The 24038-nt window shown below is 65.1% G+C and carries 18 protein-coding genes and 1 tRNA gene; 7 read left to right on the forward strand and 12 right to left on the reverse strand.

All coding sequences use genetic code 11. From position 1 onward, the window contains the following. Nucleotides 1–20: 20 nt before the first annotated feature. Nucleotides 21–1280, reverse strand: coding sequence for a hydroxymethylglutaryl-CoA reductase (locus GVM20_RS14820; protein ID WP_199799642.1), 1260 nt, complete (start codon nucleotides 1278–1280; stop codon nucleotides 21–23). Between the two features lie 201 nt (nucleotides 1281–1481). On the opposite strand from GVM20_RS14820, the gene GVM20_RS14825 reads away from it, so the two are divergent. Further along, a tRNA-Gly gene (locus tag GVM20_RS14825) sits at nucleotides 1482–1555 on the forward strand. 43 nt (nucleotides 1556–1598) lie between these two features. Here the strand turns inward: GVM20_RS14825 and GVM20_RS14830 are convergent. Then, on the reverse strand, nucleotides 1599–2573 hold the full coding sequence (locus GVM20_RS14830) for an alpha/beta hydrolase (RefSeq protein ID WP_353653172.1): 975 nt from the start codon (nucleotides 2571–2573) through the stop codon (nucleotides 1599–1601). 155 nt (nucleotides 2574–2728) lie between these two features. On the opposite strand from GVM20_RS14830, the gene GVM20_RS14835 reads away from it, so the two are divergent. Then, the gene (locus tag GVM20_RS14835) at nucleotides 2729–4162 is read left to right on the forward strand and encodes an NAD-dependent succinate-semialdehyde dehydrogenase (protein ID WP_166547968.1); all 1434 of its coding nucleotides are present in this window, start codon (nucleotides 2729–2731) and stop codon (nucleotides 4160–4162) included. Between the two features lie 22 nt (nucleotides 4163–4184). Here the strand turns inward: GVM20_RS14835 and GVM20_RS14840 are convergent, their stop codons facing one another. Together GVM20_RS14840 and GVM20_RS14845 are read right to left on the reverse strand one after the other, a co-directional pair. Then, complete coding sequence (locus tag GVM20_RS14840) at nucleotides 4185–4712, reverse strand: nuclear transport factor 2 family protein (protein WP_166547969.1); 528 nt, start codon at nucleotides 4710–4712, stop codon at nucleotides 4185–4187. 56 nt (nucleotides 4713–4768) lie between these two features. After that, entirely contained in the window at nucleotides 4769–7135 is a 2367-nt protein-coding gene (locus GVM20_RS14845; RefSeq protein WP_166547970.1) for a TonB-dependent receptor, read from the reverse strand. Between the two features lie 281 nt (nucleotides 7136–7416). Here GVM20_RS14845 and GVM20_RS14850 point away from each other — a divergent pair, with 281 nt between their 5' ends. Both GVM20_RS14850 and GVM20_RS14855 read left to right on the forward strand, forming a co-directional pair. Next, nucleotides 7417–8910, forward strand: a complete 1494-nt coding sequence (locus GVM20_RS14850; RefSeq protein ID WP_166547971.1) for a carotenoid oxygenase family protein — start codon at nucleotides 7417–7419, stop codon at nucleotides 8908–8910. A gap of 72 nt (nucleotides 8911–8982) precedes the next feature. Beyond that, nucleotides 8983–10428, forward strand: coding sequence for a carotenoid oxygenase family protein (locus tag GVM20_RS14855; RefSeq protein WP_166547972.1), 1446 nt, complete (start codon nucleotides 8983–8985; stop codon nucleotides 10426–10428). A 3-nt stretch (nucleotides 10429–10431) separates the two neighbouring features. Here GVM20_RS14855 and arsH read toward each other — a convergent pair whose 3' ends face one another. The 8 genes from arsH to GVM20_RS14895 form a co-directional block, all read right to left on the reverse strand. Beyond that, nucleotides 10432–11181 carry an arsenical resistance protein ArsH gene (gene arsH / locus GVM20_RS14860; RefSeq protein WP_166547973.1) on the reverse strand — a complete coding sequence of 250 codons (750 nt, stop codon included), beginning with the start codon at nucleotides 11179–11181 and terminating at the stop codon, nucleotides 10432–10434. Next, a complete protein-coding gene (gene arsB / locus GVM20_RS14865) occupies nucleotides 11178–12242 on the reverse strand; it encodes an ACR3 family arsenite efflux transporter (RefSeq protein WP_166547974.1) in 1065 nt (354 codons plus the stop codon). Before arsB ends, arsH begins: the two co-directional genes overlap by 4 nt. Next, nucleotides 12235–12585 carry an ArsR/SmtB family transcription factor gene (locus tag GVM20_RS14870; RefSeq protein ID WP_166547975.1) on the reverse strand — a complete coding sequence of 117 codons (351 nt, stop codon included), beginning with the start codon at nucleotides 12583–12585 and terminating at the stop codon, nucleotides 12235–12237. The genes arsB and GVM20_RS14870 overlap by 8 nt, the downstream gene beginning before the upstream one ends. 92 nt (nucleotides 12586–12677) lie before the next feature. Next, a complete protein-coding gene (locus GVM20_RS14875) occupies nucleotides 12678–13403 on the reverse strand; it encodes a haloacid dehalogenase type II (protein WP_166547976.1) in 726 nt (241 codons plus the stop codon). Between the two features lie 11 nt (nucleotides 13404–13414). After that, the gene (locus tag GVM20_RS14880) at nucleotides 13415–15694 is read right to left on the reverse strand and encodes a penicillin acylase family protein (protein WP_166547977.1); all 2280 of its coding nucleotides are present in this window, start codon (nucleotides 15692–15694) and stop codon (nucleotides 13415–13417) included. A gap of 122 nt (nucleotides 15695–15816) precedes the next feature. After that, nucleotides 15817–16764, reverse strand: a complete 948-nt coding sequence (locus GVM20_RS14885; protein ID WP_166547978.1) for a TorF family putative porin — start codon at nucleotides 16762–16764, stop codon at nucleotides 15817–15819. Nucleotides 16765–16986: 222 nt separating this feature from the next. Beyond that, a complete protein-coding gene (locus GVM20_RS14890; RefSeq protein ID WP_286166021.1) occupies nucleotides 16987–18072 on the reverse strand; it encodes an NAD(P)-dependent alcohol dehydrogenase in 1086 nt (361 codons plus the stop codon). A 130-nt stretch (nucleotides 18073–18202) separates the two neighbouring features. Beyond that, nucleotides 18203–18997, reverse strand: coding sequence for an SDR family oxidoreductase (locus tag GVM20_RS14895; protein WP_166547979.1), 795 nt, complete (start codon nucleotides 18995–18997; stop codon nucleotides 18203–18205). 220 nt (nucleotides 18998–19217) lie between these two features. Between GVM20_RS14895 and GVM20_RS14900 the strand changes: the two genes are divergently transcribed. The 3 genes from GVM20_RS14900 to GVM20_RS14910 are packed head-to-tail and all read left to right on the forward strand — an operon-like array spanning nucleotide 19218 to nucleotide 24035. Beyond that, complete coding sequence (locus GVM20_RS14900; RefSeq protein ID WP_166547980.1) at nucleotides 19218–21611, forward strand: TonB-dependent receptor plug domain-containing protein; 2394 nt, start codon at nucleotides 19218–19220, stop codon at nucleotides 21609–21611. Beyond that, nucleotides 21611–22648 (forward strand): phytase, encoded by a 1038-nt coding sequence (locus tag GVM20_RS14905; protein ID WP_166547981.1) that lies wholly within the window; start codon nucleotides 21611–21613, stop codon nucleotides 22646–22648. Before GVM20_RS14900 ends, GVM20_RS14905 begins: the two co-directional genes overlap by 1 nt. Nucleotides 22649–22658: 10 nt before the next feature. Then, complete coding sequence (locus tag GVM20_RS14910; protein ID WP_166547982.1) at nucleotides 22659–24035, forward strand: alkaline phosphatase PhoX; 1377 nt, start codon at nucleotides 22659–22661, stop codon at nucleotides 24033–24035. The last annotated feature ends 3 nt before the right edge of the window (nucleotides 24036–24038 follow it).

The raw sequence follows: 24038 nt of genomic DNA on the forward strand, positions 1-24038 counted from the left end.
GGCGGGCGCTTGCCATCGGCTCAGCCGCGTGTCCGGGCGAGCTTGTGGTGAGCGCTGGTGAACACTCCGCTGGCAATCGCCGCCATGATCGAAATCTCGCCCGCAAGGCACAGCCCGGCGCTGACCTCGGCCAAAGCCCGCGCCTTGCCGCTGCCTGCCAGCCCCATCAGCTCCAGTGCCGCGCGCTGGTGCGGCATGCCCGTACCGCCGCCGACCGTGCCGACCATCAGATTGGGCAGCGTGACGCTCATGAACAGCGCGCCATCCGCGCGCGGCTCCATCCGGGTGAAGCCGACCGCGCTCTCCGCCACGCAGGCTGCATCCTGCCCCGTGGCGATGAACAGCGCGGCGAGCCCGTTGGCGAAATGCCCCTGGGCGCCGATCTGGCCCGAGAGCGTCGCCCCCAATTGCGCCACCCGCGCATAGGCCAGCATCGTTTCGGCATCGGTGCCCAGCGTGCGGCGGATCACTTCGGCAGGCAGCGTGACGCTGGCCGAAACCTTGCGCCCGCGTCCGCCGATCAGGCCGAGGTAACTCGCCTTCTTGTCGCCGGAGAAATTGCCCTCGATGAACCAGTGCAGCGGCTGCACGGGGGTATGCGCGATGATCCAGCGGCACATCGCCTCGGTCGCAATCGTGACCATGTTCTGGCCCGAGGCGTCGCCGGTGGTGTAGCGGCACACCAGAAACACCGTGTCGCTGTCGATCATCGGCTCGATCGCTTGCAGCCGACCGTGGCGAGTGGTGGCATGGGCGGCGGCGGCGAGATCGGCCTCGTGCCGGGTCGCCCAGGCGACGAAGCTGCCAGCCTCTGCCAGCGAGGCGAAGACGAAGGCCGGTGCGCGGGCGACATTCTCGCCCAGCAGCGCCGCGCTGGTGCCGCCCGCCTGATTGATGGCGTGGGCGCCGCGCGCATAGGAGGCGACCAGCGCCGCCTCGCTGGTGGCGAGCGGCAGCCAGTAATCACCGCTCGCGTGCAATCCGTTGACCCTGAGCGGCCCGGCCACGCCCAGCGGCAAGGCGGTCATGCCGATCGGGTTTTCGATATTTCCGGCGCATTGGGAGAGCACCACAAGCGCCGCGTCATCCGCCAACGGCCCCGGAGCCACCGCTGCGTCGCCGCTCCACCAGGCGCGGATCGCAGCAATATCGACCCCGCGCCGCACTCTGAAGCGCCCCGCAGGCGGAGCCCCGCCGCGCAGCCGCGCGCTCAAGGTGTTCGCCGCATCGGCACCGCCCAGCGATTCGATGAAGGCAAGCAGGCGCCGGGGAAACAACACGCTTCGGGACTCCCATGTCCGGCACGCCCGGCACGTTGGCGACATAAACCACCAGAGCTTAAATTTATGCAATGACAAAGCATCAGCGCGCTCGCCTTGGGCGTCTCGCGGCCGCAGGGCGGCAATCGCATATTGACCCGCCGCCCGGAATCATGGCAAGCGCGCCGCACTTCACCAAGCGGCCCACGCCGCTTGCGCGATGCGGGTGTAGCTCAATGGTAGAGCAGAAGCTTCCCAAGCTTACGACGAGGGTTCGATTCCCTTCACCCGCTCCAGCGCTGCTGCTCCACTTTCTTTGGATTGTTGTACCGCTGCCAGTCAGGCCACGTGGTACCGGGTAAAGTCCACCTGCAAGGCGGTGAAGGCGCTCGCCAGCGGGTTGGCGTCCATGTCGAAGGCGTGGATCCCGCCTGCGACTTCTTCGTAAGACACTGCCACGCCCGCTTCGGCGAGACGCGCCGCATAGTCGCGCACTTCGTCGAGGAAGAGGTCGCAGCTGCCGACGCCCACCCATGCCGGGGGGAGGCCTGACAGATCCGCGCGGCGTGCTGCGGCGGCGTAAGGCAGGGCCTGCGCATCGCGCTTCCCGCCGAGATAGGCGGGCCAGGCGAAGCGGTTGTTGGCGTTGCTCCAGATGCTGTGGCGCGGGGTATCGAGGTCGCGGCGCTGCGCTGTGCGATCATCCAGCATCGGGTAGATCAACAACTGCGCGGCGGGCTGCGGGCCGCCCTCGTCGTGCAGTCGGTGCACCAGATTGGCCGCAAGGCCGCCGCCCGCGCTGTATCCGCCGATCACGATCTTCGCCGGGTCGATCCCCAGCGCCTCGGCGCGGGCGAGCACGCGGTGCCAGGCGGCGTGGCCATCATTGAGCGCGGCGGGAAAGGGGGCTTGGGGCGCGAGCCGATAGGCCGGACAGATCACCGGCACGCCCAGCGCCTTGGCGAACATGGCAGCCTTGGGGAAAATGTCCTCAGGCCGTCCGAACACAAAGCCGCCGCCGTGAAACAGGATCAGCGCACCATCGCCGCGACGCGTCTCGGGCGTGATGATCGCGATCCGCTCGCCCCCGGAATGATCATATTCGAGGCTGACACCGGCGGGATCAAACGGCGGGCGCACAAACCGTCCCAGCAGCCGGAGCAGGCGGTAGGTGAAGCGGTTCACCACCAGCTTGCCGAGCTTCTTGTCGAGCGCCGCCAGTTCGGGGGCGATCGGCGGCGGATTGGCGGAGCTGTGCGGGTGCTGGTGGGGGTCCGTCTGCGCGCTGATCGTCATCGGGAGCCCCTCTGCCACTGCTGGCGCATCGTAGCCGCGCGGCCGTCGGGCGTGCAAGCTATCCTCTCTGACAGGCGCGGGCAGGGTCGCCTGTGCAAAATACACAGGTCTCTTGGCCCCGCGCATCGGCTAGGCGGAGCGTGATCGCAGCGCCCCAACCAACAGGACCGGCCATGACCCAGGACTACACTTCGGATCTTGCGCTTTTCATCAATGGCAGTTGGCGCAGTGGGGAGGGGCGGGAGACCTTGCGCGTGCTCAACCCCGCGCTTGGGTCAGGTATTGCCGATCTGCCGGTGGCGACCCCGGCCGATCTGGAAGAAGCGCTCGCTGCCGCCGAGCAGGGCTTCACAGCGTGGCGCATGGTCGATGTCGACACGCGCGCGGCGATCTTGCGCAAGGCAGCAGCGCTCATCCGTGAACGTGCCGATAGCATCGCGGTGCTGCTGACCACCGAACAGGGCAAGCCGAAGGCCGAAGCGCTGGGCGAGATCATGGGTGCGGCGTCGTTTTTTGACTTCTATGCCGAGGAGGCCAAGCGCGCCTATGGCCGGGTGCTGGTGCGCCCCACCGGCCAGCGGGCGATGGTGCTGAAGCAGCCGGTCGGCCCGGTGGCAGTGTTCACGCCGTGGAATTTCCCGGTCTACATGCTGGCCAAGAAGCTCGCGCCCGCGCTGGCGGCGGGCTGTTCGGTGATTGCCAAGCCGGCGGAAGAATGTCCTGCTTCGTCTTCGGCGCTGATGCGGTGCCTGCTGGATGCCGGGGTGCCGGCCAATGCCGCGCAGCTGGTGTTCGGCGTGCCCGACATGATCAGCCGCACCCTGATTGCCTCACCCGTGATCCGCAAGGTCAGCTTCACCGGCTCGGCCGCAGTCGGAAAGCACTTGATGCGGCTCGCGGCGGACGGGTTGAAGCGGATCACGATGGAGCTGGGCGGGCACGCGCCGGTGCTGGTGTTCGACGACGTCGATCTTCCCAAGGTGCTCGATGTGCTGGTGGCGCAGAAGTTCCGCAATGCCGGGCAGGTCTGCGTCGCACCGACGCGCTTCTATGTGCAGGAGCGGATTTACGAGGCCTTCCTCACCGGCTTTGCCGAGCGGGCAGCCGCGCTCAGAGTCGGCAATGGGCTGGAGGAGGGGGTGCAGATGGGCCCGCTCGCCAACCCGCGCCGCCCGGCTGCGCTCACCAGCCTGATCGGCAATGCGACCGCCCGCGGCAGCCGGTTGCTGACCGGGGGCGCAGCCTATGGTGAGGGGTTCTTTTTCCAGCCGACCTTGCTCGCCGATGTGCCCAATGAAGCTGCGATCATGAACACCGAACCCTTCGGCCCGGTCGCTGTCACCCGGCCCTTTGCCACGCTCGACGAAGCGATTGCCGAGGCCAACCGCGGGCCGTTCGGCCTGGCCGCCTTTGCCTTCACCCATGATCTGCGCACCGCCAATCTGGTGGGTGACGCGCTGGAGGCGGGGATGGTCGGGATCAACAGCTTTGCGATCTCGGTCGCTGATGCGCCGTTTGGCGGGGTCAAGGAGTCCGGCTTCGGCAGCGAGGGCGGTTCGGAAGGGCTCGACAGCTATATGGTGGTCAAGGCGATCCACCAGGCCTGAGGGTCGGCGTGCGGGTCGGGAGCTAACCCGCGCCGATGGCCTGAAAATAGGCGTAGGACAGGTCTTCGCGGTCCGCCCGGCCAAACGCCATCGGGCCGGGATCGGCGCGGTCGAAATTGTCGGTGGAGGCGCCGGTGCGGTTCCAGTCATAGACCGCGTGACGGCGCAGCACTTTCCACACGCCCTCGCGCCGTTCGAAGGTATCGAGGTAACGCCCGGCCGCCACCATGAACAGATCGCCATCGGGGCCTGCCAGAGTGTGATGGGCGATGAAGTAGCTTTCCCCCACCGCGCGGTCACCGTCGACCGCGATCAGGCTTTGACCGATGACGTGCTGGGTCTGCTTCATTGTCGCGAGCAGGGGCATGACCCACGCGACAAATTCTGTCGCCGTGCCGCTGAACAGGCCGTGGTCGTCGGTCGCGTCGGGGTGGAACAGGCTGGCCAGCAAGGCGGCATCGCGCCGGTCAATCGCCCGCGCCATAGTGGCCACCAGTTCGGCGCATTCAAGCTTGTCCGCCGCCAACGCCAGTCGGGATTGCGTGTCCATCTGCGCCTTCCGCTGCGCAAGGCGGGCCCGAACGCGAACGTCCGGGCCCGGTTGCTTTAGAACTCGATGCTCAGTTCCACGCCGCCTTCGCGGTTGGCGCTGACCACGCCGAAGTAGAACACCCCGGCATCGAGCGTGTTGGTGATGCGGTTGCCCTTGTTGAGCAGATCGCGGCCATAGACGGCGATCCGCAAACGCTTGAAGGTGTCGCCCGAATGGATGAACGCGAGCGAGGCATCGAGCGTGGTGTGCGCCGCGATAGTATCCCGGTTGCGCCCGGTCGGGTCACGCCGGGGCGAGGTGAAGAAGTCATCGAGATAGGCAAGGTTGGTGTTGAAGTTGATGCTGTTGCGATCATCCAACGCCTTGTCGTAATCGAGACCGACATTGCCCGTCCATTTCGGCGCGCGGCGGAAGTTGGCGACATTGGTGATGTCGACAAATTGGCCGGGGTTGGCGAGATTGGGGATCAGGAAGTCTTCGTATTTGGCCGAGAGGTATGCCCCGGCTGCCCGGAAGGTCAGTTCAGGCGTGGCCCGGGCAATCAGTTCAAGCTCGATACCCTTGGTCTCCGCGCTGGCGGCGTTATCGACGATGGTTTCGGTCCCGCCACCCGTGGCCGGACGGATGATTTCTTCCTGCTTGTCGTTGTACTTCACGAAGAAAGCGGCGGCGTTGAGCTGGATCTTGCCATCGGCAAATTCGGTCTTGGCGCCCACTTCGAAGCTGTCGACGGTTTCCGGTTCGTACGGGCCGATGGCGGCGGCGGTGGTGGCGCGGCCGTTCCAGCCGCCGGAGCGGAAGCCCCGCGACCAGCTGCCGTAGATCAGCGTATCGTCGGTCGGCTTCCAGTCGAGGATCACACGCCAGGTCGGATCGCGCCAGGTCTTCTTGCCATCCGCGCTGAACGGCACGGCAAGGGTCTGGTTGAGCTCGAACTCCTTGGTTTCGATGGTGTAGCGCCCGCCTGCGGTGAGGCGGATATTGTCGCTCAGCTTGAAGATCGATTCCGCGAACACCGCGAAGGAGCGCAGATCCTGCGCCGCCGTCGCGCTCTGGATCGGCACATTGATCAAGGTCGGCGCGGGCACTGCCGGCGGGAAGAGCGGCACGGCCAGATAGGCAAGGCCGCCGCGCGTGCCGTTGAACAGGTTGGGCTGAATCGAATAGCTGGTGTTGAGGTAATAGACCCCGGCCACGATATCCATCCAGTCGGTGATGTCGCCTGCGACACGGATTTCCTGGCTGAACTGCTTGTAGTCCTGATCGCGCGCGGCAACGAACAGCGGAACGCCTGCTCCCGGCACCCCGGTGTAGGAGGCGGGCGGCGTGCCGGTGTTTTCTTCGAGCAGCTGGTCGTTGGATTTGCGGAAGCCGGTGATCGCCGTCAAATTGAAATTGCCGAGCTTGGCGTTCATTTCGAGGCTGGCGGCCCAGCCTTCGAAGAAGCTTTCGAACGGGATGCTGGTGTTGGCGAGGCGGAAGTTCTCCGTCGCCTGCCGCACCGCGCCTTGCGTGTCGCAGCCCAGATCGCCGAGGCCGATCGCATTGGTGTAGTCACAGATGTTCCCGCCTGCACCGAACGGGAGGCCGGAGGCGCGCGTCAGGTTGATTGCGGTGGGAAACTTCGAACGGTCCTTGTTGTAGGCCACGCTCGCCAAAGCGGTGAAGTCGCCGAGTTCCAGCAGCGCCGTGGCGCTGAGGTTGTAGATGTCGCGCCCGTCTTCGCGTTCGTTGGTGTAGCGGTTGATGGTCGGCGAATCCGATGTGCGGCGCAGGCCCGCCAGCTTGATCGACAGGGCATCGCCGATCTGGGGCAGGTTGAGCACGCCTTCGAGATCGAGCGCGTTGAAGCTGCCATAGCGCGCCTTAAACTTGCCGCCGAGCTCGCCCGTGGGGCGGGTGTGGCGCACGCTGATGGTGCCGCCGATGGTGTTGCGTCCGAACAAAGTGCCCTGCGGCCCGCGCAACACTTCGATCGATTCCAGATCGTCGAAGTCGATATTGGCGCCGGTGTTGGTGCCAAGGAACACGCCGTCGATCACCACGCCAATGGCGGGATCGAAGGTCTTTTCCAAGTCGGCGAAGCTGATCCCGCGGATCGACGCGCCGAGCGCCTGACCGCTGAAGTTGATCCGGCTCAGCTGCACGTTGGGCAGCAGGCGTTGCAGGCTGTTGACGTCGGTGATGACGACCTGTTCGATCGACTGGGCCGAGACCGCGCTGATCGCGATCGGAGTGTCTTGCAGCGTTTCCGTCCGGAACCGCGCGGTTACGACGATTTCCTTGATCGAATCGTCATCCGGTGCCGCTTCCTGCGCTGCGGTATCAGCCGTCTGCGCGAAAGCCGTGGTCGCTGAAAGGGCTGTGCTCAGAAGGGCCGCCCGAAGAAACGTCCGTCGCGCGCTGGTCGTCAATGTCATCCTACTCTCCCCAAGATGAAATTCTCTTGCGCCTTTGTCTTGCAGCGCAGAGCGCGCTGCCGCGGCTTTAATTGCAAGAATTGCATAGTATCACGGCACCAGCGGCAACTGTCCAAATTGAGCGGGTCGCCTTGTAACACCGCTTGCCGTTACGTTTCGCGGGTTTTGACCCGTCTAGTGGGGCCATGCACCTGATATTTCTGGGGGCAGTGGGTGCTGGCAATATTGCTATAACTGCAATGAAATCGACCTAGCGCGTCTTCGAAAAAGAGGCTCCAGCCATGAATGCACCCGGCACAATCCTCCCGCAAAACGGGGCCGATCCTTATGGCCACCCCGGCTTTGACCCGGTGCAGACGGAGCTGCGCGGTGTGCCGCTGGTGATCGAGGGGGAGTTGCCGCCGGAACTGGACGGCGTGTTCCTGCGCAACGGCACCAACGCCCGCTTTCCCCCACGCCGCCGCCGCCACATGTTCGATGGCGAGGCGATGCTCCACATGATCGAATTGCGCGGCGGCGAGGCGCGCTATTCCAACACCTATGTCCGCACCCCGCGCTCTGCCTGGATCGAGCAGGCGGGGCGAAACCCCTTCATGGGGATCGCCGATCTCACCAGCGGCGGCAAGGGCGCGCTGGCTGGGCTGATGGTCGAGCGGCTGAAGGTCCGGTTCGGCCTGCTCCCGCGCCTCAGCGCCATCGAAGCGGGCAGCAATGGCACGGCGGTGCTGCACCATGACGACCGGCTGTATTGCTTGCAGGAGACGGCGCTGCCGTTCCGCCTTGATGTGGCGCGCGATGCGCAAGGCTGGCTGACGCTGGACGGGCGCGGCGCGAATGAGACCTTCGGCGGCACGCTTGCCTGCCCCTTCAGCGCCCACCCCAAGACCGACGCGACGACCGGCACGGTCTATTCGATCGGGCAGGATTTTACCTCAGGCACGACTCATCTGACCCGGCTGGAACGCGGCGGGGCAATCCAGACCAGCACGGTGATGCAGGCCAAGCCCGCCGCTTTCTTCGTGCATGATTACATTCTGACAGACACGCACATCATCTTTCCCGACAGCTCGCTGCGCTTCAATCCCGGCGGGCTTGCGGGGCCCGATGCCAGCGTGGCGCAGTTCGATGCCAAGCAACCCCTGCGCTTCGGCGTCATCGCGCGTGACCACCGCGACGGCGATCCGGTGCGCTGGTTCGAGACCGCTGCACCCGGCCATATCTGGCACATCGCCAATGGCTGGAAAGCGGACGGCGCGCTGCATGTCTATGCCCCGGTGTTCCGCGACTATCCGCCCTTCATGCCGATCCACACCCCGGCCGAGCCTCACACGCAATTCGTCCACTGGCGGCTCGATTGGGCGAGCGGCGAAGTGACCGAGCGTGTGCTGCTCGATCACCACTATGAACGCCCCGGCATCGACTGGCGCCGCCACGGCGAGCCGGCGCGCTACACCTGGCTGCTTGATGAAGCGGGCGGGGTGATGGGGCAGGGCGTGCTCAAGTACGACCTGTTTGAGGAGCGCGAGGCCGGGTATCTCGATTACGGCGGCCTGCTCGGTGGGGAGCCGGTGTTCGTGCCGCGCGGTGAGGGTCAAGGCGAAGATGAAGGCTGGCTGGTCGACCTGCTCGCCGATGGCACGCGCGCGGTGCTGATCGTCGCCGATGCCGCCACCATGACCGAGCAATGCCGCATCCCGCTGCCGCAGCCCGTGCCGTTCGGGGTCCACGCCCTGTGGCTGGATCGCGCCGCGACCGATGCCCTCATCACGGGGTGAGATGCCCCTCATAATGCTAGCAGAAGGCTGCCTCCCGGTGTGGCAGCTTCGCCCCAAACCGGAGCAGGAACCATGACTCAGCCGTTCTTCAACCACCCCTATCTGTCGGGCCATCACGAGCCGGTGCGGTTTGAAGCGACCGCGCCTGATCTGATTGTCGACGGCGATCTGCCCGCGGATCTCGCCGGTGTGTTCTACCGCAATGGGCCAGAGCCGCTCTATCCCACGCGCGAGGGGGATTATCACTGGTTCGATGGCGACGGCATGGTCTACGCCATGCACTTTCAGGACGGGCGCGTGTCCCTGCGCAATCGCTGGGTGCGCACCGAAAAGTTTGAACTGGAGAAAGCCGCCGGTCGCCGATTGTTCGGGATGTTCGGCAACCCGATGACCTCCGACCCTTCGGTGCAGGGCAAGCATTACAACACCGGCAACACCAACATCATCCTGCACGGCGGCAAGTTGCTGGCGCTGATGGAAGGCTCGCAGCCGGTGGCGATGGACCCGTTCGAGCTGACCACGCTGGGGGTGCATGATTATGACGGCACCATCGCCTCGACCTTCTCGGCCCACCCCAAGATCGATTATGCCACCGGCGAGCTGGTCAACATCGGCGCCAACATCAACGGTTGGACCGGCGAGGCCGCGCTGCAATACACCATCACCACCGCCGAGGGGGTTGTGCGCCACGCGGTGACGATCCCGATCCCGCACTTCGCGCTGATCCACACCTTCTTCCTCACCGAAAACTGGGTGGTGATCCCGGTCGTGCCGCTCGACACCGATATCCAGCGCGGGATGCGCGGCGGGCCGATGACCGCGTGGAACACCGGCCGCCCGACCAAGCTTGCGATTCTCCCGCGGGAAGGCACGGCGGATGATGTGCGCTGGTTCGAATTCGATCCGCGTCACATGTTCCACGAATGCAATGCCTGGGAGGAAAACGGCCAGATCATCGCCGATGTCGCCGCCGCCAATGGCACCGCGCTGTTCCCCGATCAGGATGGCAACTGGCTGACCCACGCCGACACCAAGATGTCGCTGCGCCGCTGGACCATCGACATTGCCGGCGCGAGCATGAAGGAGGCCACCCTCAACGATCGCGACATCCAGTTCCCGCGTCCCGATGACCGGATGATGGCGCGCAAGACCCGCCACGCCTATGGCAACATGAACCTCTATTCGGTCGATGGCCGGGTCGACGGGATGGACGCGGTGCTGCATTACGACACGGCGAGCGGCAAGGAGGACTTCTACCACTTCGGCCCCGGCTCAGCCGCAGGCGAGCTGGTGGTCGCCCCACGCGTGGGCGCGACCCACGAGGCTGATGGCTATGCGATGACGCTGGTGCACCGCGCCAATTCGCCCACCAGCGAACTCGCGATCTTCGCCGCCACGGATATTGCCGCAGGACCGATTGCAACCGTGCGCATCCCCTTCCGGGTGCCTTCGGGCTTCCACTGCAATTACTATTCGGCGGACAATCCGTTTTACGAAGCGGTGGCGAAGGCGGGGTAGGGGTTAGGCCCTGGTGATCCCGGCCGCATCGGCGGGGGTTTCGACGGGCGTGCCTTGTTCCTTGCGCTCAGAGTAGCGATCCACCAGCTGCGCGGCATGGGGCCGTAGCAGGACGGTGAAGCGCACCAGTTCCTCGACCACGTCGACGATCCGGTCGTAATAGCTCGACGGGTTCATCCGCCCCGCCGCGTCGAATTCCAGATAGGCCTTGGCGACCGAGGACTGGTTGGGGATGGTGAACATCCGCATCCAGCGCCCGAGAATGCGCAGCGTGTTGACGCTGTTGAAGCTCTGCGATCCGGCGCAAACCTGCATCACTGCCAGCGTGCGCCCTTGTGTCGGGCGCAGGCCCTGATAGGCGAGCGGCAGGTGGTCGATCTGGGTTTTCATGATCCCGGTGATCTGGCCGTGACGTTCGGGGCTGCACCACACCTGCCCTTCGGACCACAGCGAGTGTTCGCGCAATTCGTGCACCGCCGGATGATCGTCGCCCGCGATGGCGTCCGGCATCGGCAGATCGCGCGGATCGAAGATGCGGGTCTCGCACCCGTAGAATTGCAGCAGCCGCGCCGCCTCCTCGACCACGAGCCGCGAAAAGGATCGCTCCCGCAGGGAGCCGTAGAGCAGCAGGATGCGCGGCGGCGGATCGAGCGGGCCGAGGCCGAGCGCCGGGCGGCGATGCGCATATTCCGGCTTCAGCGCGGGCAGGTGCGCCGGATCGGGCAGGGTTCTGAGCCACTGGTATTCGGTCATACAGGGGTTCCGGGAAAGCGCGCGCGGGTGCGGTTGGCGAAGGCGACCAGTGACAGCATCACCGGCACTTCGACCAGCACGCCCACCACCGTCGCCAGCGCCGCGCCGCTCGACAACCCGAACAGCCCGATGGCAACCGCGACCGCCAGTTCGAAGAAATTGGACGTGCCGATCAACGCGCAGGGCGCTGCGATATTGTGCGGCACCTTCCACGCAAACGCCCAGGCATAGGCGATGACGAAGATGCCGTAGGACTGGATGATGATCGGGATCGCGATCAGCACGATCAGCAGCGGATTGGCAACAATCGTCCCCGCCTGAAATGCGAACAGCAGCACCACGGTCGCCAGCAGCCCGATGACCGACCACGGCTTCAGCCGGGCGGTGAAAGCGTCAATCGCCGCGTCGTCACCGCCATGTGCGGCAATGACCCGGCTGCGGGTAAAGGCTCCGGCGACCAGCGGGATCACGACATAGAGCACCACCGACAGCAGCAGCGTCTCCCACGGCACGACAATGTCGGTCACCCCGAGCAGCAGCGCCACGATCGGCGCGAAGGCGATGATCATGACGAGATCGTTTACCGACACCTGCACCAGCGTGTAGGCGGGATCGCCCCGCGTCATCTGCGCCCAGACAAACACCATCGCGGTGCAGGGTGCAGCGCCGAGCAGGATCAACCCGGCGATGTATTCCTGAGCGTCGCCGCGCGGCAGAATCCCGGCATAGAGATAGTCGAAGAACAGCACCGCGAGCGCCGCCATGGTGAAGGGCTTGATCAGCCAGTTGATCACCAGCGTGATGACGAGGCCCTTGGGCTTGCGGCCAATATCGCGGATGCTGCCGAAATCGACCCCGACCATCATCGGGAAAATCATCGCCCAAATCAGCACCGCGACCACCAGATTGACCGAGGCATATTCGAGCCTGGCAAGGACGCCGACCGTGTCCGGCGCCGCCATGCCCAGCCCCAGCCCAGCCAGAATGGCGAGCAGCACCCAGACCGAAAGGTAACGCTCGAACAGGCCGAGCGGGGTGTCGGTCATGCTGTCCTCAGCCATGGGGTTCGCAGGCCAGTCCGGCCATCAGGTCGGAGCACATTTCGGGCGCGCCTTGGCAGCAGTCTTGCATCAGGAACGTCAGCAGGCGGCGCATTCCGGGATAATCGGCGCGGTAATGGATCAGGCGGCTTTCGCGTTCGGACTGCACCAGCCCGGCGCGTTCGAGCGTCGCCAGATGATGCGACATGGTCGAGGGCGGCACGCCCTGATGTTCGGCGATAGCACCAGCGATCATGCCGTCCGGGCCAGCCTTGACCAGCATCCGAAACACCGCGAGCCGCGTTTCGTGGGCGAGCGCACCCAGCGCATCCACCGCCCAAACCTGCGTGTCAGGATCGTCCATCGCGCCACCTTTCGAGAATGATCGAAATAACGGAGGCCGCGCCCAAGTCAATCGTCATTTCGAGAATCGTCAAATTGTCCGGTGCCGGTAGCTCAGCAGCCCAGTTGATCGGCGAGGTCGGTCAGGCTGGTGGCGGACCATTCCCAAGCCTGCGCGTAATGGGCATCGGGTGCGGGCGCGCCGCCATATTCGTCGGGGCGATCGACATAGGCGGTGAGCAAGCCGCAGGCGCGGGCAGCGGCAAGATCGCCGTGGTGCGCGGCGACGAGGCTCAGCTCGCCCGGCGCAATGCCCAGCAGTTCGGCGGTGCGCAGGTAGGCTCTTGGGTCGGGCTTGTAAGCCCCGCTCACCTCCGCGCCGAGGATCGCGTCCCACGGCAATCCGCCATGCCGCGCCATCGCCACCAGCAGCGCGACATTGCCGTTCGAGAGGGTCACAATCGGGAACCGTGTCTTGAGCCGGGTCAGCCCCGCCACCGCATCGGGCCACGGGTCGAGCCGGTGCCACGCCCGGTTCCAGTCGGCCAGCAGCGCCTCGTCAATCCGGCCGGGATCAACGCTCCATTCGCGCAAGGTCGCCTCAAGCATTTCGCGGTGCAGCACATCGAGCGGGACGAAGGTCCGGCCCGATTTCTTCATCCCGATCATCGCCGAGATATACTGCCGACGCCAGGCATCGGCGAAGGCTGCGGCGGTGCCGGGATCTTGCCCGATCCGCTCCAGAAACACGGCGGATTCGCGCATGACGCTGGTGCGCCAGTCGACCACCGTGCCGAACACATCAAAGGCGAGCGCTTTGGGCAGGGTGGGTGCTGGCATGGTGGCTCGGCCTATTCGGCGATGCGCTTGGGCTTGCTGATTGCGGCTGCGGCGATCTCGGCCTTGGCAAATGGCAGCCGGTGCCATTGCTTGGCCGCATAGGCGCGGGTCTGGTCAGCGGCGTGGGGCGAGGCGGGGTTGGTCGACTGCGAATAGCTCAGGATCGCGTCCGCCACCGGGCCCTTGTCGTCGAAGCCAACGATCTGGATATAACTCGTCCCGTGCACCGGCATCAGTCCGCCATAGGGGGCGGGGCGCGATTCCTGCATATTCAGGATGCCGAGCGTGCCGGGCCCCCCGTGGATCGCGATGGCGTCGTTCCCGGCCATGACCCGCTGCACGTCGCCCCACGGCGCATCGAGCGGGATGTTGGCCTTGTCGAGGTCAGCCACGGCTTCAGCCAGCGCCGCCAGCAGCTTTTCGCCCTTGGTTCCATCGACTGCGAGCGCACGCGGGGTGTTCACCGGATCGGCGGGATCGAACGGCACCTGCCACAGGCTCGGCAGGCGGCCTGCCTTCGCCCAGAAAGCGCGGAACAGCGCCGCGCCGCGGCTGGTCGCCTCGAAGCGGCGATCCCATCCGGCCAAGGCAGTGCAGCCGCGCACCGTCGCATCGGGCAGCCCTTCGGTCACGGTGCACAGCACCTTGATCTCGTCCAGTGTCATGTCGGCGGCGAGGCTCTTGTTGGCGAAGGCATGGGCCTGCGCGCGCGCATGATCCACCTTGCCCCCGGCCAGCAGCGCCGCTGTCTCGGTGAAGTTCGACCGGGTGCGCAGGCTGCGCGCGGTGCCATATTCGCCGAGGATCGGCGACAACTGGCGATGCGGCATCGCCGGGTTGCTGATCCAGTAGGAATCATTCGAATTGGTGAGGTAGCTGCGCACGATAGTCGCCGCCTGATCGCCCGCAGGCATCAGGCCGGGGGTGGGTGTGCCTGCCGCCACATCCCAATCACAGGCCTCGCGCGTGCCATCGAGCAGCACGGCGAGTTCGGCGAACAGGCCCGAAATCGGCGTTGAGCAGGTCTTGATCTTGTCCGCCGAAACATTCGGCACCGCGGTCACATCGGCGTGAAGCGCATCGCCGTAACGGTCAGACGCGATGGTGTTGACCCACGGAATGCCGAGCGTCTCGGTCACCGCGGCCTTCACTTCGCCGACATTCTTCGCCTCACCGATGCGCAGCCAGGTTTCGATCCCGCGCTGGTTGCTGCGATTGGCATCGCGCACCGCAAAGGCCGTCGCCGCGCTCCAGGTGACACCGCGCGCGGGGATCACGAAGACCGGGCCGAAGCGGGTGCTATACAGCGTGCGGGTGACGGCGGGCGTGCCTTCCGGCATCGGCACGGTGACGGTCTGGCGCGTCATCGGCGTGCTTGTCCCATCGACCATGTAGCGGGTCGGGTCCGCCGGATCGAGCGTCAGCTGGAACAGGGTGAAGTGCTTGGCCTGCGTAACGGTATGGGTCCAGGCGATGTCCTTGTTGAAGCCGAGCGTCGGCAGCGGCGTGCCCGCCAGGCCCACGCCCATCACGTCATAGCCGTCCGGCCCGGTCACGTGCATCTGCCAGAAGCGGCTGGGTCCCTTCCACGGGAAATGCGGATTGCCGATCAGCATCCCGCGCCCGTTCGCGGTCACATCCCCGCCGAAGGCCCAGCCGTTGCTGCCAAGGCCAAGCTCGTCAGGCTTGGGCATATTGATCGCAACTTTGGGGGCAGGGCTGCCGGGCGGGGCTGCATTAGCAATCGCAGGCGCGAGGTTGAGCGAGCTTGCCAGCAGCATCTGCTTTTCATTCAGCCGCAACATATCGTCGCGGGTGATCGGGCGGACCCAGGCCTTGCCGCGGCACTCCGCCGGGATGCCGTCTGCTCCGGCATCCTTGAGGAAGCGGTTATAGCCCGCGACGTAACCGTCCAGCAGGCCAATAACCCGCGGAGTCAGCGACTTGGCCCCCTCACGCAGCGTGGGCAGATCGATGATCGAGCGGAAGAACACATCGGAGGAGAGATTGTCGACCTGCTCGAACCCGAGCGTGGCTGTAGCTTGCGGGCCGAAATGGAGCGAGCGTTCGCCCGCCACCGTGGCGAATTCCTCGGCCAGCAGACACAGATTGTCCTCGGCATAGGCATAGGCCACGCCGTAACCGACGCCGCGCCAGTCGCGCGCTTCGATATGCGGGATGCCGAAGGTGGTGCGGGTGATGGTCGCTTCGTAGCGCTTGCCCGCCAAGGCCTCGCTCGCCGGAACTGCCAGGAGTGCGGCCGTCGTGGCCGCCAAAATCGCCTTGCGCATCGTCAATCCTCTCGCTCGCCCGTTATCGGGTCTCGACGAGCAACCTATCGGCAAGGGGCTGCGCAAAGTAAAGGGGCGCTCCGCCGCGATGGCAGAGCGCCCCTTGTGTCATTCCAAACCGATCAGAACGACGCGGTGACCGAGAACACCACCGTCGCGTCCGAGATCGAATCGCCCGCCAGCGTGGCGAAGTTCGGACGGATGAGGTTGGCTTCGGCTTCGGTGATGTCGGTATCGACATAGGCAACCGACAGCGTCAGGCCCGAAATCGGCACGATGTCCGCACCGATCAGCCAGTCGAGATAGGTGCCGGTCGGGGCGACGCTGGTGCCGTTGGGGCCAAGGCCGGGGTTCCCGTCCGAATAGCCGATGTGAGCCTTCAGCGTGATCGGGGCGCCGCTGACGCCATAGGTCGCGTCGCCCGAAAGGTAGAGGTTGTCTTCCTTGTCGCCCGGGTTGGGCGGGCCGCCGACCGGGAAGGCATTGCCCAGCGCTTCCTGCTTCGGCGCATAGGCGACGCCGGCGGTCAGCCCGATCGGGCCAACGCTGCCCGAAAGCTTGGCATAAAGTTCGGCAAAGTCGGTTTCGTCCGCGCCGCTGGGATACATGTACCAGGTGCCGCCAAGGTCCAGCGTGCCTTCGCCGACGGGCAGCTTGTAGCCCGCGTAGATATCGAGCTCCATGTTGGCGCCGCCGAAGGTGCCCCAGCCCGACAGGTTCGAGCCCCAGGTGCCGACATAGAAGCCGCTGGAATGCGAGAGGGTAAAGCCACCCTGGATCGCCATACCTTCATCCGACTGCGACACGCCGCGGAAGCGGTAGTCGCTGGTGAGGGTGGCCGAGCCCGAAAGGGTGATGGCGGACTCTTCGTCCTGGCCCGTGGCAGTGGCAAGGTCGATGGGTTCGATAGCGCGCAAGGCAACAGCGGCCTGATCGGCCTCGGTCACGGCGATTTCGGTTTCATCAGCCGGGCCAGCGAGAGCGGCTTGCGTTTCACCTGCAAAGGCAGGCGTGGCAAAACAGGCGATGAGAGCGACGGCCGAAGCGGCCGAGGCAAAACGAATGGACATAAGGAACGCTCCATAGAGAGGTTTGGATCGTTCCACCTGCGGGCCGTGCAGGAGATTTTATCCGATGAATCGGGTTCCCGTCACGTCCGCGTCATATTCCCCCAACCGGCCATCGCGCACAAAGGTTATGTGAGAGGGGGGTTTCACATTATCTTCTTGCGTGTCTTTCCTGCCACAGTTTGCAAACAGGTATAATCATAGGTCGTCCGACAGAGCGATACGTCATGTCGCCACCGCCGGCTCCGCGCGCAGGCTCTCCATGTCGATCACGAAGCGGTACTTGATGTCGCTGGCCTCCATCCGGTCGTAAGCGGTCTGGATGTCCTGCATCGCGATCACTTCGATATCGGGGAGGATGTTATGCGCGGCGCAGAAATCGAGCATCTCCTGCGTCTCGGCCAGCCCGCCGATCCCGCTTCCCGTCAGCACCTTGCGGCCCAGCAGCACGCCGGTGTGGAGTTCGGGCATCATCCCGATCAGCCCGACCAGCACCTGCACCCCGTCAATCCGCAGCAGGTGGAGGTAAGGCACAACATCATGACGCACCGGGATGGTGTTGAGCACCATGTCGAAATAGCCGCGCTTGGCCTTCATCGCGGCGGCGTCATCAGTGTTGAGAAAAGCGTGGGCGCCCAATTTCTCGGCATCCGCGCGCTTGCTTTCCGAGCGGCTGAGGACGGTCACTTCCGCACCCATAGCCGCCGCCAGCTTCACGCCCATGTGGCCCAGTCCGCCGAGCCCTGCGACCGCGACCTTGCTGCCCGGCCCGACCTTCCATGTCCGCAAGGGGCTGTAGGAGGTGATCCCGGCGCACAGCAGCGGGGCAGCTTCGGCCATCGGCATCCCGTCCGGCACCTTGAGGACGAATTCCTCGCGGCAGACGATCCGTTCGGAATAGCCGCCGAAGGTGAGGCTGCCGTCGCGCCGGTCCTTGCCATTATAGGTGCCGGTCATCCCGCCATCGAGGCAGTATTGTTCAAAATCGGCGTCGCAATGTGAGCACTCCATGCACGAATCGACCATGCAGCCGATCGCCACCCGGTCGCCGACTGTGTGGCGGGTGACGCCGCTCCCGACCGCGCTGACAATGCCTACGATCTCGTGACCCGGCACGATCGGATAGGTGGTGAAGCCCCAGTCGTTGCGCGCCGAGTGCAGATCGGAATGGCAGATGCCGCAATGGCTGATCTCGATCAGCACGTCATCGTCGCGCAAGCCCCGCCGGGTGATGGCCATCGGCCCGACGCCGCTGTCAGGCGCGGTCGCACCATAGGCCTTGGTGGGGTATTCGTTGGTCTGGGTAGCCATAATTCTTACCTCGTCATTGCGAGCGGAGCGAAGCAATCCATGATCGGCCGGTTCCACTTGCGGAAAGGTCTGTTGATGGATTGCCGCGTCGCCTGCGGCTCCTCGCAATGACGACGCGGTGATATTGAACCTACTTCGGCGGCATTCGGATCGCCCCATCCAAGCGGAACTGGTGGCCGTTGATGTAGCTGTTGCGGGCAATCTCCAGCACCAGCGAGGCAAACTCTTCCGGTTCGCCGAGGCGCTTGGGGAAGGGCACCGAGGCGTTCAATTGCGCCCACATCGGCGGATTGCGGTCTTTCATCCCCAGCATCAGCGGGGTGGCGAAGATGCCCGGCATGACCGAGTTCACCCGGATGCCCATGTCCATCAGATCGCGCGCCATCGGCAGGACGAGGCCGTTCACCCCGGCCTTGCATGAGCCATAGATCACCTGTCCGATCTGCCCGTCCTGCGCCGCGACGCTGGCGGTGAGGATGATCGCGCCGCGTTCGCCATCATCATTGACCGGATCGGCATTGGCCATCCCCAGCGCCGAGATACTGGCGACGCGGTACGAGGCGATGAGGATACCCTCGGCCCCGAAGGCGTAATCTTCAGTGGAGAGGCGCTTGTACTGGCCGCTTTCCTTGTCCCACCCCAGCGTCTTGCCGCGGCGGCTCGCCATCGCGCAATGGAGCGTCACGCGCTCTTGCCCGTGGGCAGCGCGGGCAGCGGCAAAGCCTGCCTCGACGCTCGCCTCATCCATGATGTCGACATGGTGGAAGGTGCCCCCGATGTCGCGCGCATGGGCCTCGCCGGCTTCGTCGTTGATATCGAAGATGGCGACCTTCATGCCCGCATCGGCAAAGGCCTTGGCGCTCGCCTTGCCCAGCCCGCTCGCGCCGCCGGTGACCACCGCGGCCATGCCCGGTTCGATTTTCATGGGTTTCCTCTCCTGTGGTTCTTTTGCCTCTGGCTAAGCGCATAGCAGGTGCGGCGCTAGCTCTCCAATTGAGGCATTTGCGCCACAGCGCCGCCAAATTTGGCTTGGCGCGCTGTTGTAACAGCTCCGTCACCGTCCGGTCGCCCCTGTGTCATGGTCGCGGATTATCGGCGCCCTCAACACGGTCCCGATTCCCGGGAGACCGCCAGGGGGAATACCGATGCTCCGCACCCAGCTGCTTATCGGCAGCGCCGTCACCGCGCTTGCCACCATTTTTGCCGCACCCGCGCAGGCCGCCGAGGCCGACCCGCAGCAACTCGCTGCCGCCGTCCAGTCGGGCGGCGCGATTGCCGAGACCGAGGAGACCGAGGACGACCAGATCCAGTCGGCCAAGGAAATCGTGGTCCAGGGCTCGATCGGCTTCCGCAACCGCTCCGACTCCGCAGAGCCGGTGCTGGTCTATGACGAGGAATACTTCCAGCGCTTCGAACCGCTGACCGCAGGCGATGCGCTGAAGCGCGTGCCGGGCGTCACCTTCCTGTCCGACGTGCTCGAAAGCGATGGCGCGCGCCTGCGCGGGCTTGATCCGGGCTACACCCAGATCCTCATCAACGGCGAGCGTGTCCCCGGCGGCCAGTCCGACCGGTCGTTCTTCCTCGACCGCATCCCGGCTGAGCTGATCGAGCAGGTCGAGATCGTGCGGTCTTCCTCCGCCCGCCGCACCGGCGATGCGGTCGCAGGCTCCCTCAACATCAAGCTGCGCGATGGCTTCGCGCTTGATGGCGGCTACCTGCGTGCGGGCGGGCTGTTCTTCGACGATGGCGAGTTCAAGCCCTCGGGCGGCTTCTACTATGGTGGCGAGCTCGGCGGTGGCCGCGTGCTGGTTGGTGCCAACGTGCAAGGCCGCTACAACCCCAAGGAAAAGTCGAGCCTGCGCTACGGCGACAGCCCCGAGAACAACCCCAATTTCGCGACCGACGATTTCGACAACCGCGAAGACCAGACCGACGTGCGCGACGGCACCGACTATGCCTTCAACGCCAGCTGGGGCATCGAAAGTGAAACCACCGAGTTCGAACTGCTCGGCAATTTCGTCCGCACCGAGCGAACCGAAACCGAGCGGTCGTTTGAATATAATGATCCCACCGCGATCAACGGGCCGGTGCGCGCTACGCCTGCGGGCAATCTGCTGACCGACAACGCCAACGTCTCGGACATCACGCAGGAAAGCTTCGCCATCATCGGCAAGCTCGATCACGAATGGAGCCTTGGTGAAACCCAGCTGCGGGTCGGCTATTCCAGCTTTGACGAACAGCGTGACGAGTTCGAATATGAAGTCGATTTCGACCGCAGCGCCCCGCGCTTCACTGGCGATCTGATCGACCAGGCGATCAAGGACACCGAGCTGTTCGTGAACCTCGAGCATGAGTTCGAGTTGAACGACAATCTCGAATTCGCGATCGGCGGCTTCGTGCAGAACAAGGACCGCGACACCGATCTCCAGACAGTGCGCAGCCGCTTCAATCTGACCGCCGCCAACCGGCAGGGCTATGACCAGTTCACCCGCAACCCGGCTGAATTCGCCCCGGCGACCTTCCCGCCGCTGGAGCCCACCACCACCCGCATCGAAGAAGACCGCCGCGATCTCTACGCGCTGGTTGAAGGCGAATATGACAACCTCACCTTCGAGGTCGGCATTCGCTGGGAAAACACCGATGTGACGATCACCGATCTGGTGGCCGCTGGCGCACCGGCGATTAGCAGCGATTATGACGAATTCCTGCCCTCGGCCTCGATGAAGATCGAAGTGGGTGAGGGCCGGATCACGCTATCGGGTGCGCGCACGCTGCGTCGTCCCAACTTCAACTTCCTCACCCCCGGCACGCTGGAAGCCGAGTTTGGCGACAACGACTTCCTCGGCAACCCGCTGCTGCTGCCGGAAACCGCATGGGGCGGCGATGTTGGCTATGAACACAAGATCGGCCGCACCGGCGTGGTCGGCGTCAATGTGTTCTACCGCGACGTCAGCAACCTCACCGAACTTTCGACCCTGCTGAATGCCAACGGCACCCCGGTTGAAGGTTCGGAAGGGCCGGGCACCTTCGTCTACACCCCGCGCAACACCGGCAGCGGAGAGGTTTACGGGATCGAATTCGACGCCTCGTTCAGCCTCGCTTTCCTCGGCCTGCCCGATACCGGCGTGTTCGGGAACTTGGCGGTGCTCGACAGCAAGATCACCGATGAATTCGGTGAGCGGCGGTTCAACGACCAGTCGAAATTCGTCTACAACTTCGGGGCGATCCAGAACATTCCGCAGTTCGGCGCGGCCTTCGGGGCGACCTATCGCAAGCAGGGCTCGGCCTTCGGGCGTCTGGTGGGCGAGGAAGTGACCACGCGGTATGGCGCGGATCTTGAAGTCTTCATCGAAAAGCGGTTCGGTGACAGCTTCACCATCCGCGCGGTGGGTTCGAACCTACTCGACAGCACCAAGGACGAGGTGTTCAACAAGTTCGCCACCACTGGCGATCAGGTGAGCCGCGATTTCGACGAGTACGAAATCGAAAGCGAGCGCGCCGGGCCGGTGTTCCAGATCGTCGCGAGGTATGCATTCTGATGCTGCGTCCCTTCCATGGCTTCGCCCTGCTGTCTCTCGGGATCGCAGGGGCCTGTGCCACCGTTCCGCCGATCACCGGCGATCCGGCGGTAACCGTGACCGCGCGGGCGGAAACCCCGCCGGTCGGCACGGCGCGCGAGGATGCGGCGGATGATCCGGCGATCTGGCGCAATCCGGCCAATCCGGCGGCGAGCCTGATTGTCGGCACGGACAAGAAGGGCGGGCTTTACGTCTATGACCTCAAGGGCGCACAAAAGAGCTTTCTCGCCGCACCCGGCCTCAACAATGTCGACCTGATCGATATCAGCGGGGGCCGCGTGCTGGTGATTGCCAGTGACCGCAGCGATCTGACCACGGTCAATCTGTTCATGGCGCTGCTCGACACCGCTACGGGAAAGCTTGCGCCCGCGGGCAAGATCGCGGTCGGGCCCGGCGAGGGCTATGGCATCTGCATGGTCAAGCCCGCCGGAGTCGACGGCGTGATCGCCTTCAGCGCGCCCAAGAGCGGGACGATCTACAAGACCGTGATCACCGAGGCGAACGGGGCCTTCATCGGCACCACCTCGACGCTCGCACAAGTGCCGACTCAGACCGAAGGCTGCATCGCAGACCCGCGCAGCAGCACGCTCTATATCGGCGAGGAAGACGCCGGGATCTGGGCAATCGACACCGTCACCGGGGCCAAGCGCATGGTCGCGGCGATCGACAACAAGCTGCTGGTCGCCGATGTCGAAGGCCTCGCCATCGCGCCCGAGGGCAAGGACGGCGGCTACCTTGTCGCGTCGTCGCAAGGGGACAACGCCTATGCCGTGTTCCGCCTGCCGGATGTGACGCCGGTCGGACGCTTCCGCATCGCCCAAGGCGCGTTTGGCTCTGTCGAGGAAACCGACGGGATCGAACTCGACAATCGCGATTTCGGCCCCGATTTCCCCAAAGGCATTTTCATCGCGCAGGACGGAGTGAACGCGCCCTCGGCCCAGAACTTCAAATATGTCCGCTGGGACGAAGTGCTTGCCGCGCTGGAGGCGGGCCGGTAATCCCGCGGGCATGACCCAGACCCCCGCTTTCGAAGCCAGTCGTCGCCGCTTCCTCGGCGCGACCGCCACCGCCTTTGCCGCGCTGACCGCCAGCGGCTGCATGACGCGGGGTGCGCCTGCCACCTCGGCCGCTGCGGGCACATCCGCCAAGGCCAGCGGCTTTGCCGGGTATGGCGCGCTGGTGCCGGACCCGGCGGGCTTTCTCGATCTGCCCGAAGGGTTCTCCTACCGCGTCATCTCGCGCCTGGGGGACACAATGGACGACGGCGGCACCGTGCCGGACCGCGCGGACGGGATGGGCTGCTTCGATCTCGGTAACGGCGAAATCGCCTTGGTCCGCAACCACGAATTGCAACCGCGCCACGATGCGGGCGGGCCGATTGCCAAGGGTTTTGGCAAGCGCAACGGCGCCTTCGTCCCCGGCGGGACCACCACCATCGTGCTCGACGCGAAGACATTGCAGGTGAAGCGCCAGTTCCGCAGCCTTGGCGGGACGATCCGCAATTGTTCGGGCGGGGTGACGCCGTGGGGCAGCTGGCTGACCTGCGAGGAAGCGCCGACCGGCCCGGGCCAGCCCTATGGTGACGGGCTAGAGCGCGATCACGGCTGGGTGTTCGAAGTCCCCGCCTCGGCGCGCGGGCTGGTCGATCCGGCGCCGCTGACCGCAATGGGCCGCTTCAATCACGAAGCTGCCGCCGTCGATCCGGCAACCGGCTATGTCTACATGACCGAGGACCGCGATGACGGGGTGCTGTATCGCTTCATCCCCAAGACCCCCGGCAAGCTCGCTGAGGGCGGGCGCTTGCAGGCGATGTCGATCGAAGGCCTGCCGGATTCGCGCAACTGGGCGACGGCGTTGATGCCGCTGCGCAAGCCCTATCCCGTCACCTGGATCGACCTCGATGATCCCGAATCGCCCAAGGACGACCTGCGCCTGCGCGCCGCAGCCAAGGGCGCGACACTGATCGCACGGGGCGAAGGCCTGCACATGGGGGTCAATCGCGGCCAGTCCGAGGTGTTTGCTTGCTGCACGAGCGGCGGGGCGAAGGAGCTGGGCCAGATCCTCAAGCTCAGCCCGGGCAATGCCGGTGCGCCCGACCGGATCGAGCTGTATTTTGAAAGCGAGAGCACCGATCAGTTCAACTTCGGCGACAACCTCACCGTGGCCCCGAATGGCCACCTGATCGTGTGCGAAGATCAATACACCCCGATCGTCGACAACCATATTCGCGGCATATCGCCCGAGGGTCAGGCCTATACGGTCGCGCGGCTCAGGGCGCAGACCGAGCTTGCGGGCGGGTGTTTCTCGCCCGATGGCAAGGTGCTGTTCGTCAACGCCTATGACCCGACAGCGACACTGGCGATCACCGGGCCCTGGGCGGCCTGATCC

This window comes from Porphyrobacter sp. SLTP (genome assembly GCF_009905735.1).
GTDB lineage: Bacteria > Pseudomonadota > Alphaproteobacteria > Sphingomonadales > Sphingomonadaceae > Erythrobacter.